Genomic DNA, 15,967 nt, shown 5'->3' with positions numbered 1-15,967 from the left:
GCGATGGTCTGGGGCGTGGGCTTCGACTTCGCTCAGCCTGAACGGGAGTTGGGATGGGGTAGGGCGGTGGGCCAAGCGACCCGACCGCCCCGCCGGGATCAAAGTGGCTTCTGCTCCAGCCGCGTATCGACACCTGCTGCTGCCGGTTCGGCCAGTTCCTTGTCTCCGGCCAGCGCCGCGTCGGCCTTCAGCAGGTCGAGATGCATCAGCTTGGCGATCAGGGGCGAGACGACCAGCACGACCACGCCGATCCCGATCGAGAACCAGCCGATCCGCGTATAGACGTCGAGCACCTTGTCCGGCCCCGCGCCCTCGCCGCCGGTTGCCTGCGCGATGAGGCCCGCGATGAAATTGCCCGCCGCCGTCGCCAGGAACCAGGTTCCCATCATCAACCCGGTCATGTTGGGCAGCGACAGCCGCGTCATCGCCGCCAGACCGACGGGCGAGAAGCACAGCTCGGCCATGGTGTGGATCAGATAGACGAGGATCACGAAGATCACCGGCGTCGGCATGCCCGCATAGGCCGCCGCGCCCGCGACCAGCACCATGAAGCCCGCGCCCACGCCGACCAGGCCGATGCCGAACTTGAACGGCGCGCTCGGCTCCCATCCGCGCTTGCCCAGGATCGTCCACAGCGCGGCGAACAGCGGCGCGAGCAGGATGATGAAGATCGAATTGACCGACTGGAAGGCCGAGGCCGGGATGGTCCAGCCCAAGAGCGTGCGGTCGACCGAGCGATCGGTATAGAGGTTCAGCGACGATCCCGCCTGCTCGAACAGCGCCCAGAACAGCGGGCACAGCGCGATCAGGAACAGCGCGGCGAAGATACGGTCGCGGTCCACCTTGGGCAGCTGGAACACCGCGCGCCACAGGATGAAGATCACGGTGGCGGCGGCGAACACGACCAGCAGCGTGCCGACCGCATCCTGATGCTGGATCAGCTGCCACACCGCCAGCGTGGCGACGATCGCGCCCAGATAGATCAGCCATTCGCGCGACAGACCCGCCACGACCGGCGCCCGCAGTGCAGGCAGCGAGGGCGCTTCGCCCGCGCCGTGCAGTTCACGCTTCAGGGCGATAAAGGCGATCAGGCCGAGCACCATGCCGACGCCCGCCGCGCCGAAGCCGTAAGCCCAGCCCACCGTCTCGCCCAGCACGCCGCACACGATCGGCCCCAGTGCGCCGCCCGCATTGATGCCCATGTAGAAGATCGAGAAAGCGGGATCGCGGCGCATGTCGTCACGCGCATAAAGCTGTCCCACCAGCACCGAGATATTGGCTTTCAGGAACCCGGTGCCGACCACGATCGAGGCGAGCGCGAGGTAGAATCCCTCGAGATAGGCCCCCGTCGCGCCCTGCGGTCCTTCCATCACCGCGATCAGGATATGGCCGAAGGCGATGAACAGCCCGCCTGCCAGCACCGCCCGTCTGGCCCCCAGATAGCGGTCGGCCAGATAGCCGCCGATGACGGGCGTCACATAGACCAGCGAGGTATAGGCGGCGTAGATGCCGAAGGCCGGTTCGTCGGTGAACAGGAAATGCTTGGTCAGATAGAAGACCAGGATGGCGCGCATTCCGTAATAGGAAAAACGCTCCCACATCTCGGTGAAGAACAACAGGAACAGGCCTCGGGGATGGCCCAGAACCGTTTTGCCGCGCGCGGCGGCCTCATACGCAGTCGCCATGCCGGCGTTCACTCCATCGGGATCGCCCCCTGCGTGCACGGGGCAAGCAAGGGGCGTAATGGTTCGGTAACCTAACGCCAAAGCCGCGACTGTAAATATCGTGCGCGACGACGTAAGGATCGAAGCTATGACGGACATGACCTTCAACGACCGCTCGACCCCGTTTTCGCTGCTGGCGACCCGCCGCTCGGGCAAGCCGCGCGACCTGATCGCGCCCGGCCCCGATGCGGCCGAACTGGCGCAGATGCTGGCGATCGCGGCGCGTACGCCCGACCATGGCAAGCTGGCCCCATGGCGCTTCGTGATCGTGCCCACGGCGGCGCGGGCCAGGCTGGCCGAGGTCATCACCACCGCCTATCGTGCCGAACGGCCGCAGGCGGGCGCGACCGAGATCGCCGCGCTGGAACAGTTCGCGCATCAGGCCCCCGATCTGGTCGTGGTTCTGTCCAGCCCCCGCACCGAAAGCCATATTCCGCTTTGGGAACAGGAATTGTCGGCGGGCGCGGCGTGCATGAACCTGGTCCACGCCGTCCATGCGATGGGCTATGCCGGGGGTTGGCTGACCGGCTGGCCCGCCTTTTCCGACGCGGTGCGCGATGCGTTCGGGGCCGCGCCGGAGCGGATCGTCGGCTTCGTCTTCATCGGCACGCCCGGCCGTCCGCTCGACGAGCGGCCGAGGCCCGACATGGAGCGGATCGTCTCGACCTGGCACGGATGAGGCGGGTTTCACATGCGGCGATATTGCAAACGTTATCGGGTTCGGGCCTCGACATCGTTTCTCCCATGCTGTATTAACTCGGCATGACAGCTCTCAGCGGCGACGACAGCCCGGTTTACATCCGCCTGCGCGGGACGATCGCGGCGGGCATTCTCAACGGCACCTATCGCACGGGTGACCAGCTCCCCTCGGTGCGGGCGCTGGCTGCCGAGCAGGGTGCGAACCCGCTGACCGTCGCCAAGGCCTATCAGAGCTTTCAGGACGACGGCTATGTCGAGGTGCGGCGCGGGGTCGGCATGTTCGTGATGCCGGGCGCCGCCGACCGGCTGCGCGCGGCGGAGCGGCAGAGCTTCCTGGCGGTGCAATGGCCGCGCATCCGCGACCATATCGAGCTGCTGGGCCTCGACCCCGCCGACCTGCTCAGCGCCGAGCGCGTCTGACCTTCGGGCGGGTCGCCCAGGCGATCAGCCCGGACATGGCGACCCAGGCGGCCAGCAAGCCGGTCAGCACGGCCAGCGGCCGCCAGATCCATGGCATGCCCTGTCCGCCATGGATTCGGCGGACCCAGGACAGCATTATCGGTGCCGTACGCGCGGGTGCGGCCAGCGCCTTGGCGCTGTCGTCGGCCACCTTGATGACGCTTGGTTCGCCGCCCTCGAAATAGAGTGTCCAGTCCGGCATGCGCTCGGTCGGCCATTCGATCGTGCGCAGCGTGCCGTGTGTCCAGCCGCTGGCGCTGGCGACCACCCGGTCGACGGGCAGGGCCGCGCGGGCGACCGGCGGTGCGGCGGGGGTCGTTGTCGCGCCCGGCACCGCGACCAGCGCCAGGCCGGTTGCGGCCGACGCCATCACCGGGATCGCCGACCATAGCCCTATGCTGCGGTGTGCTGCCGCCCACCCGCTGTCGGTGCGTTTCCGCCTGGTGGACTTCTTTGGCCGTTCGCGCGCGAGCCATGCCCAGAGGCCGGTCAGGCTGGCCAGCATCAGCCCAACCCCGCCCAGCCCGATGATCCACCGACCAAAGCCCGACAGGAACAGTCCGTCATGCAGATTTCGCGCCGCGCCGATGACGCCGCCGTCCCGCCAGGCACTGGCGAGAACCCGTCCGGTCGGCGGGTCGAGGAACAACAGCCGCTGCGCCCGGTCGCCGATTCGGTCGAGTGTTACGATGACGGGCGACGAACCCTGTTCCAACGACAGCGCGGCGATCCGTTCGCCGGGACGCAGGCGGCGATAGGCGGCGTCGACATAGCGGGCGGGGGCCAGCCGCTGCTCGCCGCTCACCCGGAAGCGGGCGGGGGCGGCGATCCGCTCCAGCACCGGCGCGCTGGCCAGGATCGTGCCGGATACGGCCAGGGCAAGCGCGATCAGTCCGACCGCCAGCCCCAGCCAGCGATGGACCCGCATTCCCGTATCGCGAAAGGTGATTCCGGCCACACAAACCCCGAAACAGACGGCGCGCCCTGCCGGAGGCGACAGGCGGCGTCAATTGGGCAGGGCCCTGCGATCCCATCCCCACCCGCCCTTCGGGCTGAGCGGAGTCGAAGCCCACGCCCCGCGCTCGCCCCAGGGACGGAGGTTATCCCGTGGCCTTCGACTTCGCTCAGGCTGAACGGAGGAGGGACGCGAGGAGGGCCTAGACCGAGATGACGTTGCGTTAAACAAGGAGAGCCCCTCCCCTTCAGGGGAGGGGTTGGGGTGGGGCCTCGCCACGGGCTGCACGCTTGCGGAGGCGCCCCACTCCCGGCCCCCCCCCTGAAGGGGAGGGGTGAGTTCATCTCATGTCATCACGGTCTAGTTTACGCAGAGGCGCGGAGGACGCGAAAAGGAGGGACCGCCCCTTCCACGCAAACGTCATTACCGCCGCAGAAACAACCACGATCGGATCGCGCTCGCCAGGTTCGGCGGATCGTCCGCGACGATCCGCAGCGCGTCGATCTCCGCGACCAGCGCCGACAGCGGCAGGCCGTGTGCCAGCGCCGCCTCCTCCAACGCGGTCCAGAACACCGGCTCCAGGCTGATCGAGGTCGCATGCCCGGCGATGGTGATCGATCGCTTCACCGGACCGATGAACCCGTGCGCCGGGGCCGCGATGCGGCTCATTCGGTGTCGAACAGGGCGGCCAGCTGCTCGATGATCGTCCCGCCCAGCTGTTCGGCGTCCATGATCGTCACCGCGCGCGCATAGTAACGCGTCACGTCATGGCCGATGCCGATCGCGATCAGCTCGACCGGGCTCTTGCTCTCGATCCAGCCGATGACCTGGCGCAGATGCCGCTCCAGATAGCTGCCCGAATTGACCGACAAGGTGGAGTCGTCGACCGGCGCGCCGTCGGAGATGACCATCAGAATGCGCCGCTCCTCGGGCCGCGCGATCAACCGGCTGTGCGCCCACATCAGCGCCTCGCCGTCGATATTCTCCTTGAGCAGCCCCTCGCGCATCATCAGGCCGAGATTGTTGCGGGCGCGCCGCCACGGCTCGTCGGCCTGTTTGTAGACGATGTGGCGGATGTCGTTCAGCCGCCCCGGCTGCGGCGGGCGCCCCGCCGCCAGCCATGTCTCGCGACTCTGCCCGCCCTTCCACGCGCGGGTGGTGAAGCCGAGTATCTCGGTCTTCACCCCGCACCGCTCCAGCGTGCGTGCCAGAATATCGGCGGAGATGGCGGCGATGCCGATCGGCCGCCCGCGCATCGACCCCGAATTGTCGATCAGCAGAGTGACGACCGTATCGCGGAAATCGGTGTCGCGCTCGATCTTGTAGGACAGCGACTGGCCGGGATTGACCACCACGCGAGCCAGGCGCGCGGCGTCGAGAATACCCTCTTCCTGGTCGAAGTCCCAAGACCGCGACTGCTGCGCCATCAACCGGCGTTGCAGCCGGTTGGCGAGCTTCGACACCGCCGATTGCAGATGCGCCAGCTGCTGATCGAGATAGCCGCGTAGACGCGCCAGCTCGTCGGCGTCGCACAGCTCTCCGGCGGCGATCACCTCGTCATATTGGGTGGTCCAGGGCTTATAGTCGAATTGCGACGCCAGATCGTTCAGCGGGCGGTTGGGCCGCGTCGGCTGACTGCCCTCATCGCCGTCCTCGCCGGGTTCACCATCGAGATCGTCGAGCGAATCCTCGCTCTGCTCCTGCGATTCGCCGTCCTCGCTGTCGGAGTCGCGCTTCTCAGCGCGCGCCTCGACCTCGCCTTCGCCTTGGCCCTGTTCGTCGTTATCCTCTTCGCTCTCGTCCTGCTGCTGTTCGTCCTCGCCCTCTTCCTCATTGCCGCCTTCATCGGCCTGTTCGGGCTCGGCGGGGGGCTCGGCGAGTTCGAGGTCGGCGAGCATCTTGGCGGTCAGCGACTGGAACGCCTTCTGATCGTCCATCGCGCCCGCCAGCGCGTCGAGATCGGTCGCCCCCTCCAGCCAGTCGCGGACCAGCGCCAAGGCGGGAGCGGTTTCGGCCGGCGAAGGCCGCCCCGTCATCCGCTCGCGCAGCAACAGCCCCAGCGCGGTCGACAGCGGCACCTCGTCGCGGTTGCGCGCCCGCGTCATCGGGTCGGAGCGCAACCGTACGTCGAGCGCATGAGCGAGGTTGTCGCCGATCCCGGCATAGCCGCGCGCGCCCAGCGCCTCGATCCGCGCCGTCTCGACCGCGTCATAGACCGCACGCGCCACCGCCTCGACCGGGGCGGCCTTGGCGTGCAGCGCGGTATCGTGCAGCTTCAACCGCAGCGCAAAGGCATCGGCGAAGCCGCGCGCTTCGGCCACCTGTTCGGGCGGCAGCGCGCGGCCGGGCATCGGCACGCGGATATGCTTGCCCGATGCGGTCGGCGCGTCGGCGGTGTAGGCGAGTTCGACCTCCGGCTCCTGCGCGATGGTGCGCGCCGTGCCGCCGAGGACCGCCTTGAACCGATCGAGAGGGGTTTCGTTCGCCAAGAGGATCAGGCCCGGCCGACGACGCTTTCGGGCAGGTCCTTGCCGAAGACGCGCTGATAATATTCCGCCACCAACGCGCGTTCGTTCTCGTCGCACTTGTTGAGGAACGACAGGCGGAAGGCAAAGCCCGGATCGCCGAAGATCAGCGTGTTCTGCGCCCAGGTGATGACCGTGCGCGGGCTCATCACGGTCGAGATGTCGCCGTTGATGAAGCCCTTGCGGGTCATGTCGGCGACGCGGACCATGTTCTCGACCAGCTGCTTGCCGTCGGGCTTGTCATATTCGCCCGACTTCGCGAGCACGATCTGCGCCTCGGTGGCGGCGGGCAGGTAGTTGAGCGTGACCACGATGTTCCAGCGGTCCATCTGGCCCTGGTTGATCTGCTGCGTCCCGTGATAGAGCCCGCTGGTGTCGCCCAGGCCGACTGTGTTGGCGGTCGCAAACAGGCGGAACCATGGGTTGGGGCGGATCACCCGGTTCTGGTCGAGCAGGGTCAGCTTGCCTTCGGTCTCCAGCACGCGCTGGATCACGAACATCACGTCGGGGCGGCCCGCATCATATTCGTCGAAGACGAGCGCGGTCGGCGTCTGGAGCGCCCAGGGGAGCAGGCCCTCGCGGAACTCGGTCACCTGCTGCCCGTCCTTCAGGACGATCGCGTCGCGGCCGATCAGGTCGATGCGGCTGATATGCGCATCCAGGTTGATGCGGATGCACGGCCAGTTCAGCCGCGCGGCGACCTGCTCGATATGGCTCGACTTGCCGGTGCCGTGATAGCCCTGCACCATCACGCGGCGATTGTGCGCGAAACCGGCCAGGATCGCCAGCGTGGTGTCGGGATCGAACACATAGGCAGGATCGAGATCGGGGACGCGTTCATCGGCCTCGGAGAAGGCGGGCACCTCCATATCGGTGTCGATGCCGAACAGGTCGCGCACCGACACCATCTTGTCGGGCGCATCGAGAATCGTCGTATCGCGGCTGTCGGGAAGCGTATTCGGGATGTTGGTCATCAGGCCCTCGTCTCGTCGCTTAACGCCTTAGGCCAATGGCGGCTCCCTACTCAATGCCGGTGATCGCATGAAGATGCCGGGCGGGCGCCCCGGCGGAGCGATTGCGCGCGCGGCGCATCACCGTCATTCTGCCCTTCGCGAGTCGACAGGCAGAGGCGACAACACCGCCCGCTGTCGGGGAAAAGCGTGATGAGGGGTGGGGTATGGCGAATTTCATCTGGTACGAACTGCTGACCGACGATGCGCGGGCCGCGCAGGCCTTTTACGCCGCCGTGATCGGCTGGCAGGTGGGCGACAGCGGCATGACCGGGATCGACTATCGCATCTTCGCCACGCCCGAGGGCGAGGCGATCGGCGGCCTGATGCAGCGCCCCGAGGGCGCGCCGGGCAAGCCGGTTTGGCTCGGCTATCTGCCCGTCGTCGATGTCGACGAATCGCTGGCGACCATCGTCGAGGATGGCGGACAGGTGCTGATGCCCGCCTGGACGATGGACGGGGTGGGGCGCATGGCGCTGGTCACCGATCCGCTGGGCGCGCCCTTCTACATCATGGCGTCGCAGGCCCCGCAGCCGTCGCATGCCTTTATCGAGCATGGCACCGGCCCCGCTGTCGGCCATGTCGTCTGGAACGAGCGGATCGCGAGCGACCCCGACCGTGCGCTGGCCTTTTTCGGACGGCATTTCGGCTGGAGCCATCAGGGGGGCATGCCGATGGGCGAGCTGGGCGAATATCGCTTTCTGGCGGACGGGCCGGTGGTGCTGGGCGCGCTGATGGGCGTGCCGCCGGGGGGTGAGCCGGGCTGGCATTTCTATTTCGCGGTGGACGACATCGACGCGGCGGCGGCGCGGGTGGCCGATGCGGGTGGTACGATCGAATTCGGGCCGATGGAGATTCCCGGCGGGGAATATTCGCTGTCCGCGCGCGATCCGCGGGGGGCGCGATTCGGACTGGTCGGGCCGCGCAGATAAAAATTCCTCCCCTGCAAGGGGAGGGGGACCAGCGAAGCTGGTGGAGGGGTGTCCCCGCTGATGGAGACATCACTCCGTCAGTCCTGCGGACTGCCACCTCCCCTTGCAGGGGAGGAATAGGGGTTACGCAAACGCCGGTGCCTGGCGGAGTTGCTGATAGGCCGCGATGACCTTTTGCAGCCGCCCTTCATGGCTCCGGTCGCCGCCATTGCGGTCGGGGTGATAACGCCGCACCAGCTCGCTGTAGCGCCGCCGGAGCGCACCGCGATCGGCATTGGCCTCCAGGCCCAACACCTTCAGGCTCTCGCGGTCCTGTCCCGACAGCGGCTTGCCGTCGCTGCGTTCCGGCGCGGCTTCGCGGCGATAGCGGGCCGCGATGGCGTCGAGCGGGTCGGAGAAGTCGGCCCAGCGCGGCCCCGGATCGGTCCCGCCTTGCGCAAAGGCGCGCGTCTCGCGCTCCCAGCCCGCATAGGGGCGCTGGGCGCGGTGGATCTCGTCCGCGCTCATCCCGTCGAAGAAATTATAGCGGCTGTTGAACGCGCGGACATGCTCCAGGCAGAACCAGCGGAACTGGCCCGGCCCGTCGCCGCTGCGCGAGCCCTCGGCCGGGGGCGCGCGGAACTCGCCCGCTTCGGCGCACCCGGCATGATCGCAGGCGCGGCCCGTATTTTCCACCCGGCCGTGGAAACGGGGGCTTGGTTTGTCCTTGGGTGTTTCGCTGCTCGACCGACGCGCCACGGCTATCCGCTTGTCCCGAAAAACCGTCTATATAGGGGCCATGACCGATATCACCACCGCCCCGATCGCCGACCAGATCACCGCGCGCCTGACCCAGGCGCTGTCGCCCACGCACCTCGACGTCATCAACGAAAGCGCGATGCATCGCGGCCATCTGGGTGACGACGGCACCGGCGAGAGCCATTTCCGCGTTATCGTCGAGGCACCCGTTTTCGCAGGCCAGTCGCGCGTCGCGCGCCAGCGCATGGTGAACCACGCGCTCGCCGATCTGTTGTCGGAGCGTATCCACGCGCTGGCGATCAGCGCGAAGGCGCCCGGAGAATAAGCTCATGCCCTATGACCTGTGGTACTGGCCCGGCCTGCCGGGCCGCGGCGAGTTCGTCCGGCTGGTGCTGGAGGCTGCGGGTCTGCCTTATCGCGACCGGGGCGTGGAGGAGGGGGCCGAGGCGCTGCTCGCCGATATGCGCAAAGGTAGCCGCCCGCCCTTCGCACCGCCCTATTTGCGCGCCGAGGGACAGGCGATCGCGCAGGTTGCCAACATCCTCCACTGGCTGACCGAACGGCATGACCTGGCGCCGGTGAGCGAGCGCGTCTGGCTGAACCAGCTACAACTGACGATCAGCGACATGGTGGCGGAGGTGCACAACGTCCATCACCCGGTCGCGACTGGCGCCTATTATCACGAGCAGAAGCCCGAGGCCGCCCGCGCCGCCGCGCAGTTCCGCGAGGAACGCATCCCCAAATTCCTCGGCTATTTCGAGGATGTGCTGGAGGGCCGCGACTGGGTGGCGGGCCAGCGCTGGTCGCCGGTCGACACCTCGTTGTTTCAGCTGATCGCTGGCTTGCGCTATATATTTCCCAGGCGGATGGCGGCGGTCGAGGGCAATTATCCCGCGCTGATCGCGCTGCACAACCGTGTGAAGGCCTTGCCTGGCATCGCCGCCTATCTGGACAGCGACCGGCGACAGGCGTTCAATGAGGACGGAATCTTCCGCCATTATCCGGAGCTTGACGCCGAATGACCCGTATACCCCGTCCCGCCGCGCGCATCCTGCTGGTCGATGGGGCGGGCCGGACGCTGATGTTCCGCTTCACCCCCGATGACCGCCCGCCCTTCTGGTGCACGCCGGGTGGCGCGGTCGATCCGGGGGAGAGCTATGAGGATGCCGCTCACCGCGAGTTGCTGGAGGAAACCGGGCTGGACCGCGATTGCGGGCCGCAGGTCGCACGGCGGCAGGTCGAGTTCCGCACCATCGAGGGCGTCGAGGTCGAGGCGGACGAGCGCTATTTCCGCGTCGATGTCGATGCGCATGACGTGACGGCCGCAGGCCATACCGTCCTTGAACAGCGGGTGATGCAAAGCTGGCGCTGGTTCACCCGGCAGGAGCTGGCGGCGCACGACGAACCCTATTTCCCGACCGATCTGATCGCATTGCTCGACGCCACGGAGCCGACCCATGTTTGACGATTTCCTGCTGCGCACGCTGCAACCCTCCAGCCACGATCTGGGCGGGTTCAAGGTGCACCGGACGCTGCCCAACAAGGAGCGGACGATGGTCGGCCCCTTCATCTTCTTCGACCAGATGGGCCCGGCGCAGCTGTTGCCCGGTTCGGGGATCGACGTGCGGCCGCATCCGCATATCAACCTGTCGACCGTCACCTATCTGTTCGATGGTGCGATCGGCCACCGCGATTCGCTGGGCAGCGATCTGGTGATCGAACCGGGGGCGGTGAATCTGATGACCGCAGGCAGCGGCATCGTCCATTCCGAACGCTCACCCGGCGAGGTGCGGCCGCAGGGGCCGGTGCTGTCGGGCATCCAGACCTGGCTGGCGATGCCCGAGGCGGTGGAGGAAATCGATCCCGCTTTCGAGCATATCCCCGCCGATGCGCTGCCGGAGATCCAGGGGCAGGGGGCGACCGCGCGGGTCATCATGGGGGAATTGTGGGGCGAGCGTGCGCCGACGACCACCTATGCGGGCACCATCTATGCCGACATCGCACTGGAGCCGGGCGGGAGTATCCCGATCGATCCGTCGGCCGAGGAGCGCGCCGTCTATTGCGCGCTGGGTGAGGCGAGCCTGGAGGGTATGACGCTGGAGCCGCAGCGGCTCTACATCCTGAAGCCGGGCATCGCGGCGACCCTCCGGTCGGAGAGCGGCGGGCGGGTGATGCTGTGCGGGGGCGATGCGTTCACGACGCCGCGGCATGTGTGGTGGAATTTCGTGTCCTCGCGGCGCGAGCGGATCGAGGAAGCCAAGCGCGCGTGGCGCGCCCGGAAGTTTCCGGCGGTGCCGGGGGACGATCTGGAGCGGATCGAGATTCCGGAGATTCCGAAGACGGTGAGTTATCCGTGATTGAAGCCCCTCTCCCGGCAGGGAGTTTCAGATCGGTCATGCTCCCAGCATGACCTAAACGATGCGGGGCATCGTTTACCGGAAACTGGGTTGGGGAGGGGCGATGGCCACAAGCCATTCTCTCTGCGAGGCACCTTGCCCTCCCCCAGCCCCTCCCGCTTGCGGGAGGGGAGTAAGTGGGGCGTGGCCTTCGACTTCGCTCAGGCTGAACGAAGGTTGGTGTGTAGGGCCTACTTCCACGATCCGTTCAGCCTGAGCGACGTCGAAGGCCACGCCCAAACATCAGCCACGCAAAAACAGCCCGCCGAACAGCGAACCGCAAAAACACCATCAATGTCAGGAAAATGGTGCCCAAGGGCGGGATCGAACCACCGACACTGCGATTTTCAGTCGCATGCTCTACCAACTGAGCTACTTGGGCCCACACCGCGATTGCGATTGGAGGCGTGCCTTTACGGGTGGCTTTCGCCGCTGTCCAGCCCCTCTTCGTCATTTTCTTTGACCGGGATGCGATAACCTTCGCCCAGCCATTGCAGCAGGTCGCGGTCCTTGCACCCGCGCGAGCAGAACGGGGCATGCTCGGCGGCGGTGGGCTTGTCGCAGATGGGGCAGGTGGTCATGCGCGTTCCAGTTGCAGCGGGCGGCCCGTGCGGCGGGCGAGTTCGTCGCGCCAGTCGGGATTCGCCATCAATCGATCATAGAGGGTGCCGGAGAGCCGGTGCACGGGGGCGGGGCCCGGCGGCTCTCGCTCCCATTGGCGCAGCAGCGCGCGGGCGCGGGCGCCGATCGGGTCGATGCCCAGCCGCTCGGGGATCGAGGCACGCGGGCGCGGGCGAACGATCTGGAGAAAGCCGAACCCGTTGACCGCCGTCCGCTCGAAGGGGAGGGGGAGCGCGGCGTCCAGTGCCTCGGCCACCGCCTGGCGCGGCCCCTTGCCCTCCAGCGTGGGGAAATCGATGCCGATCGACCCGCCGATACCGTGGCGCAGGATCGCGTCGGCCACCGCGCGGGCGGCGGCGATCGACAGCGGCTCGTGCGGGGGCGATCCGTCGACGTCGAACAAGGTCATTGCCGGGGTCGGCGTCATGCGGAGCACACCAGCGCCAAAGCCGATCTCGCCCGTCACCGCCTCGTCGAGCAGTTCGGACCAGCCCGCCGCTTCCAGATCGTCGGGCTGATGGGCCAGGAGGTCGCGCACCGGCAGGCCGGTCGCGGCGATTCGCGCGCGCAGATCGGGGCCGGGGGCGGGGACGGCATCTTCGGGGGCGACCTGCGCCTTGGGCAGCTTGGATCGGCCGCGTTCGGGGATCGCTTCGCGCGTGACGATGACGGTCAGCGCCGATCCTTGCGTCATCCCCTTGGGCACCGGCGCCAGCAGCACGTCGCCGCCCTGCGCCAGCGTCACCCGCCCCTGCCGACCGGGCAGCAGCTCGACCAGCCGCCCCTCGGCCACCGTGCCGACGGTCAGCGTGCCGGTCAGCTCGATCGCGGCCTGGACGATCCGCCCATCCTCGACCAGCGCGGCACGCGCCTCGCCGATCCCGGCCTCATAAAGCCATTCAGACAAGCGGCAGCCCGGCGGCTTTCAACAGGGCGCGGGTCTCGAACAGGGGCAGGCCGATGACGCCCGAATGCGACCCTTGCAGGAAGCGGACGAACGCCTCGGCACGACCCTGGATGGCATAGCCGCCCGCCTTGCCCAGCCCTTCGCCGCACGCGATGTACGCGTCGATCTCGTCTTCGGAGAGCGGCTTGAACGCGACGATGGTGTCGGACAGTCGGGTGCGAGCCTTGCCTGTCGCATCGATGACGCAGACGGCGGACAGCGCATGGTGCCGCCGCCCGGACATCAGGCGCAGCAGCTTGCGCTGCACATCCTCCGTCTCGGCGGGGGGCAGGATGCGGCGTCCGAGCGCGATGGTGGTGTCGCCCGCGACAACGATCTCGCCTTGCGCACGGTCAACCGCATGCGCCTTTTCCACCGCCAGCCGCAGCGCATACATGCGAGGCAGCTCGGCGGGGCGGGGGGCTTCGTCGATATCGGGCGAGGCGATACGGTCGGGCACGACTCCCAGCCGCGCCAGCAGATCGCGGCGGCGCGGGGAGGAGGATGCAAGGACGATCGGCATGTGGGGCCGGTCGCTCACTTGAAGCGGTAGGTGATCCGGCCCTTGGTCAGGTCGTACGGCGTCAGCTCGACGAGCACTTCGTCGCCGACCAGCACGCGGATGCGGTTCTTGCGCATCTTGCCCGCCGTGTGCCCCAGGATCTCGTGATCGTTCTCGAGCTGGACGCGGAACATCGCGTTGGGGAGGAGTTCCACCACGCGGCCGCGCATCTCGAGCAGTTCTTCCTTGGCCAAAAAATACCTCGGTTCGTCGTGTTATAGGGTATGTCGAAGAGGCGCCGCCATAGCCGCAATGGGCCCAAAAGGAAAGGCACGCCGAATCAGCCCCGGATATGGGGTGGGGATGGGGCTTTGCAATCCTCCCCGTGCCGGGGAGGATCGTTACGCCGGGTTATGTTTCTCCAGGAACGCCGCCATCGCCTTCAGGAATTCCAGGCGGTCCTCGGCGCGGGTGAAGTGGTGGTCGGCCAGCGGCTGTTCAATGTAATTCACCGGCTTGCCCGCCGCCTTCAGCGCTGCTGCCATCATCCGCGACTGGTTGACCGGCACGCGCTTGTCCGCCTTGCCGTGGACGATCAACAGCGGGATCGCCATGTCGGCCGCGCCGAAACGGGGGGATACGGCGTGATAGTCGGGGGCCTGTTTCTGCAGCCAGTCGGCGCGCGTCTTGCTGAACAGGAATTGCGAGTCGTACCGTTTCATCGCCGCCAGATCAGATACGCCCGCATAGGACACCGCGCAGCGATAGAGCGCACTGTTGCGCTGGGCCGCGCGCATCGCGGCATAGCCGCCATAGGAGGCCCCGACCATGCAGACGCGCTTGGGGTCGGCGATGCCCTGCTTGGCCGTCCAGGCGACCGCATCGTCCAAATCGTCCTGCATCTTTAGGCCCCATTCGCCCTCGCCCTTCTTGGCAAAGGCGGTGCCATAGCCTGACGATCCGCGGTAATTGGGCTGGATCACCGCATAGCCCAGCTCCGCGAGGTACTGGCTCCACCAGTCCCAGCTTTCGGCGTCGCGCGCGAAGGGGCCGCCATGCGGCATGACGATCAGCGGCAGGTTCCGGTCGCCTTTTCCGCGCGGCATGGTCAGGACCGCCTCGATCACGGTCCCGTCGCGCGCGGGATAGCGCAGGGTGCGAACCGGCGACAGCTTCTGCCCCTTCAGCTTGGGATTGGTCCAGGACAGGAACTGCATGTTCCCATAGTCCGTATCCCAATAATAGAGCGCCCCCGCCGAAGAGGGGCTGCCGACCGTAATCAGGAAGCGGGTGCGGGCGGTGTTCCACGACACGATCTCGGCCCGGCGCGGCGCGACCGACTTGTCGACCGCCTCCTGCAATTCCTTGATGCGCGGGTCGGTCCAGGCATCGTGGTAATATTGGTCGGTATAGCGGATCGCCGAGATGTCGTTGCCCGCCGGGTTCCTGATGATGCCGTCAATGTCATAGCCGGTGACGGTGCTGAGCTTGCGGCCCAGCTTCAGGTCGGGCAGCGAAACCTCGTACAGCGCGTCATAGCCGTCGCTGTCGTCGATCGCCAGCGCGGTCCCGTCGGTGCGGAATATGCTGGGGATCAGCACCGATTCGTCCTTGCGGCCATCGGCGCGCGCGATGGTGCGAAACGGCTCGGCATTGGACTGGCGGTAGAGGATGCTTTTCTTGCGCGTCTCGTCGCTGTAGCGCACCCCCATGCGCAGCTGGCCCTGGCCATCGGCATACCAGTCCCACACATCGGTCTGCCCGGTCGCGATCCGCTTGACCCGCCCGGTCGAGACGTCCGCTTCGTACACCGACGGATAGACGTCGGTCATCGAATAGATGCCGGTCTGCTTGGCAAACAGGATGCGCGGCGTGCCGTCCTGCGCGGTCCACAGCACCTCGTCGGCGCGGAAGCCTGAATTCTCCCAGTCGATCTTCACCATCTTCTGCATGTCGGCGCGCACGCCGATCAGCCGGGTGACGTAATAATCCTCGCCCTGGATCGTATCCTGGCTGCCCAGCCCGACGATCAGCCACTCGTCATTGACCCAGCGCCACCAGTTGACGTCGACCTTGTCGCTGAGCACCGCCAGCGCGGGCTTGCCGTGATCCTTCAGGAGCGGCGCGACCATCAGATATTGCTTGCCGTTGAGCGCGCGCTTGCCCGCGATCCGGGTGCCGTCGGGCGACAGGGCAGGGCCTTCGAATTCGGGCAAGGCGGCAAAGGCCTCGACCGGCTGCGGCCCGAGATTTGCGGGAGCCGCCGCTGCCGGGGCGGCGGGTGGAGCAGCGGGCGTCCTGGCGGCCTCCTGGCTCATACCCGTCAAACTCATCAGGGCGAGCGCCGCCATCGACGCGCCCAGCCTTCTCGTCCCACCCATGTCCTGCTCCCCCCCGTCGGCGACACTCCCCAGTGGCCGAACTGATGCAGATTAGCAGCGTGGAAGCGGGAGAAAAGTG

Annotated in this window: 18 protein-coding genes and 1 tRNA gene; 7 read left to right on the top strand and 12 right to left on the bottom strand. The window is 67.3% G+C overall.

Annotated features, from left to right (window positions below; all coding sequences use genetic code 11):
* Positions 1-98: 98 nt before the first annotated feature.
* Complete coding sequence (locus AC1GI4_RS09065; RefSeq protein WP_479629300.1) at positions 99-1,685, bottom strand: peptide MFS transporter; 1,587 nt, start codon at positions 1,683-1,685, stop codon at positions 99-101.
* 127 nt (positions 1,686-1,812) lie between these two features.
* Here AC1GI4_RS09065 and AC1GI4_RS09060 point away from each other — a divergent pair, with 127 nt between their 5' ends.
* Both AC1GI4_RS09060 and AC1GI4_RS09055 read left to right on the top strand, forming a co-directional pair.
* Entirely contained in the window at positions 1,813-2,403 is a 591-nt protein-coding gene (locus AC1GI4_RS09060; RefSeq protein WP_479629299.1) for a nitroreductase family protein, read from the top strand.
* Positions 2,404-2,486: 83 nt separating this feature from the next.
* The gene (locus AC1GI4_RS09055; protein ID WP_294269939.1) at positions 2,487-2,843 is read left to right on the top strand and encodes a GntR family transcriptional regulator; all 357 of its coding nucleotides are present in this window, start codon (positions 2,487-2,489) and stop codon (positions 2,841-2,843) included.
* On the opposite strand, the gene AC1GI4_RS09050 is transcribed toward AC1GI4_RS09055, so the two are convergent.
* The 4 genes from AC1GI4_RS09050 to cobS form a co-directional block, all read right to left on the bottom strand.
* Entirely contained in the window at positions 2,824-3,840 is a 1,017-nt protein-coding gene (locus AC1GI4_RS09050) for a PepSY-associated TM helix domain-containing protein (protein ID WP_479629298.1), read from the bottom strand. The genes AC1GI4_RS09055 and AC1GI4_RS09050 overlap by 20 nt on opposite strands.
* 420 nt (positions 3,841-4,260) lie before the next feature.
* The gene (locus AC1GI4_RS09045) at positions 4,261-4,506 is read right to left on the bottom strand and encodes a ribbon-helix-helix domain-containing protein (protein ID WP_433909629.1); all 246 of its coding nucleotides are present in this window, start codon (positions 4,504-4,506) and stop codon (positions 4,261-4,263) included.
* Positions 4,503-6,326, bottom strand: a complete 1,824-nt coding sequence (cobT, locus tag AC1GI4_RS09040) for a cobaltochelatase subunit CobT (protein WP_479629297.1) — start codon at positions 6,324-6,326, stop codon at positions 4,503-4,505. Before cobT ends, AC1GI4_RS09045 begins: the two co-directional genes overlap by 4 nt.
* Before the next feature lie 5 nt (positions 6,327-6,331).
* Positions 6,332-7,336, bottom strand: coding sequence for a cobaltochelatase subunit CobS (gene cobS, locus AC1GI4_RS09035; RefSeq protein ID WP_479629296.1), 1,005 nt, complete (start codon positions 7,334-7,336; stop codon positions 6,332-6,334).
* Positions 7,337-7,539: 203 nt separating this feature from the next.
* Between cobS and AC1GI4_RS09030 the strand changes: the two genes are divergently transcribed.
* Positions 7,540-8,304 carry a VOC family protein gene (locus AC1GI4_RS09030; protein WP_479629295.1) on the top strand — a complete coding sequence of 255 codons (765 nt, stop codon included), beginning with the start codon at positions 7,540-7,542 and terminating at the stop codon, positions 8,302-8,304.
* Positions 8,305-8,427: 123 nt separating this feature from the next.
* Here the strand turns inward: AC1GI4_RS09030 and AC1GI4_RS09025 are convergent, their stop codons facing one another.
* Entirely contained in the window at positions 8,428-8,979 is a 552-nt protein-coding gene (locus tag AC1GI4_RS09025) for a J domain-containing protein (RefSeq protein WP_479629294.1), read from the bottom strand.
* Positions 8,980-9,082: 103 nt separating this feature from the next.
* On the opposite strand from AC1GI4_RS09025, the gene AC1GI4_RS09020 reads away from it, so the two are divergent.
* From AC1GI4_RS09020 to AC1GI4_RS09005, 4 genes are read left to right on the top strand one after another with little or no spacing between them, the layout of a single operon-like run.
* Complete coding sequence (locus tag AC1GI4_RS09020) at positions 9,083-9,367, top strand: BolA family protein (protein ID WP_479629293.1); 285 nt, start codon at positions 9,083-9,085, stop codon at positions 9,365-9,367.
* Between the two features lie 4 nt (positions 9,368-9,371).
* Positions 9,372-10,064 carry a glutathione S-transferase gene (locus tag AC1GI4_RS09015; protein WP_479629292.1) on the top strand — a complete coding sequence of 231 codons (693 nt, stop codon included), beginning with the start codon at positions 9,372-9,374 and terminating at the stop codon, positions 10,062-10,064.
* Entirely contained in the window at positions 10,061-10,507 is a 447-nt protein-coding gene (locus tag AC1GI4_RS09010; RefSeq protein ID WP_479629291.1) for an NUDIX hydrolase, read from the top strand. Before AC1GI4_RS09015 ends, AC1GI4_RS09010 begins: the two co-directional genes overlap by 4 nt.
* Positions 10,500-11,399, top strand: a complete 900-nt coding sequence (locus AC1GI4_RS09005; protein WP_479629290.1) for a pirin family protein — start codon at positions 10,500-10,502, stop codon at positions 11,397-11,399. Before AC1GI4_RS09010 ends, AC1GI4_RS09005 begins: the two co-directional genes overlap by 8 nt.
* Before the next feature lie 345 nt (positions 11,400-11,744).
* On the opposite strand, the gene AC1GI4_RS09000 is transcribed toward AC1GI4_RS09005, so the two are convergent.
* The 6 genes from AC1GI4_RS09000 to AC1GI4_RS08975 all read right to left on the bottom strand — a co-directional run bounded on the left by AC1GI4_RS09000 (position 11,745) and on the right by AC1GI4_RS08975 (position 15,888).
* Positions 11,745-11,820: transfer RNA gene (locus tag AC1GI4_RS09000), tRNA-Phe, on the bottom strand.
* A gap of 31 nt (positions 11,821-11,851) precedes the next feature.
* Positions 11,852-12,019, bottom strand: a complete 168-nt coding sequence (locus AC1GI4_RS08995; protein ID WP_076709552.1) for a DNA gyrase inhibitor YacG — start codon at positions 12,017-12,019, stop codon at positions 11,852-11,854.
* Entirely contained in the window at positions 12,016-12,966 is a 951-nt protein-coding gene (locus AC1GI4_RS08990) for a ribonuclease (RefSeq protein ID WP_479629289.1), read from the bottom strand. The genes AC1GI4_RS08995 and AC1GI4_RS08990 overlap by 4 nt, the downstream gene beginning before the upstream one ends.
* A complete protein-coding gene (locus AC1GI4_RS08985; RefSeq protein WP_479630383.1) occupies positions 12,959-13,528 on the bottom strand; it encodes a Maf family protein in 570 nt (189 codons plus the stop codon). The genes AC1GI4_RS08990 and AC1GI4_RS08985 overlap by 8 nt, the downstream gene beginning before the upstream one ends.
* Before the next feature lie 14 nt (positions 13,529-13,542).
* The gene (infA, locus tag AC1GI4_RS08980) at positions 13,543-13,761 is read right to left on the bottom strand and encodes a translation initiation factor IF-1 (protein WP_007403889.1); all 219 of its coding nucleotides are present in this window, start codon (positions 13,759-13,761) and stop codon (positions 13,543-13,545) included.
* Positions 13,762-13,908: 147 nt separating this feature from the next.
* Complete coding sequence (locus AC1GI4_RS08975) at positions 13,909-15,888, bottom strand: alpha/beta hydrolase family protein (RefSeq protein ID WP_479629288.1); 1,980 nt, start codon at positions 15,886-15,888, stop codon at positions 13,909-13,911.
* Between the last annotated feature and the right edge of the window lie 79 nt (positions 15,889-15,967).

This window comes from Sphingomonas sp. 77B (assembly GCF_056497825.1).
The sequence above is the reverse complement of the archived record's forward strand: the minus strand, read 5'-3'. Positions and strand labels throughout refer to the sequence as shown.

Excerpts from the sequence above, each read along its gene's own strand:
- AC1GI4_RS09055 (WP_294269939.1), top strand. The coding sequence starts at position 2,487 with ATGACAGCTCTCAGCGGCGACGACAGCCCGGTTTACATCCGCCTGCGC.
- AC1GI4_RS09010 (WP_479629291.1), top strand. The coding sequence starts at position 10,061 with ATGACCCGTATACCCCGTCCCGCCGCGCGCATCCTGCTGGTCGATGGG.
- AC1GI4_RS09065 (WP_479629300.1), bottom strand. The coding sequence starts at position 1,685 with ATGGCGACTGCGTATGAGGCCGCCGCGCGCGGCAAAACGGTTCTGGGC.
- AC1GI4_RS09015 (WP_479629292.1), top strand. The coding sequence starts at position 9,372 with ATGCCCTATGACCTGTGGTACTGGCCCGGCCTGCCGGGCCGCGGCGAG.
- cobS (WP_479629296.1), bottom strand. The coding sequence starts at position 7,336 with ATGACCAACATCCCGAATACGCTTCCCGACAGCCGCGATACGACGATT.
- AC1GI4_RS09020 (WP_479629293.1), top strand. The coding sequence starts at position 9,083 with ATGACCGATATCACCACCGCCCCGATCGCCGACCAGATCACCGCGCGC.
- AC1GI4_RS09045 (WP_433909629.1), bottom strand. The coding sequence starts at position 4,506 with ATGAGCCGCATCGCGGCCCCGGCGCACGGGTTCATCGGTCCGGTGAAG.
- AC1GI4_RS08995 (WP_076709552.1), bottom strand. The coding sequence starts at position 12,019 with ATGACCACCTGCCCCATCTGCGACAAGCCCACCGCCGCCGAGCATGCC.
- AC1GI4_RS09060 (WP_479629299.1), top strand. The coding sequence starts at position 1,813 with ATGACGGACATGACCTTCAACGACCGCTCGACCCCGTTTTCGCTGCTG.
- AC1GI4_RS08975 (WP_479629288.1), bottom strand. The coding sequence starts at position 15,888 with ATGGGTGGGACGAGAAGGCTGGGCGCGTCGATGGCGGCGCTCGCCCTG.
- AC1GI4_RS09005 (WP_479629290.1), top strand. The coding sequence starts at position 10,500 with ATGTTTGACGATTTCCTGCTGCGCACGCTGCAACCCTCCAGCCACGAT.
- AC1GI4_RS09030 (WP_479629295.1), top strand. The coding sequence starts at position 7,540 with ATGGCGAATTTCATCTGGTACGAACTGCTGACCGACGATGCGCGGGCC.
- AC1GI4_RS08985 (WP_479630383.1), bottom strand. The coding sequence starts at position 13,528 with ATGCCGATCGTCCTTGCATCCTCCTCCCCGCGCCGCCGCGATCTGCTG.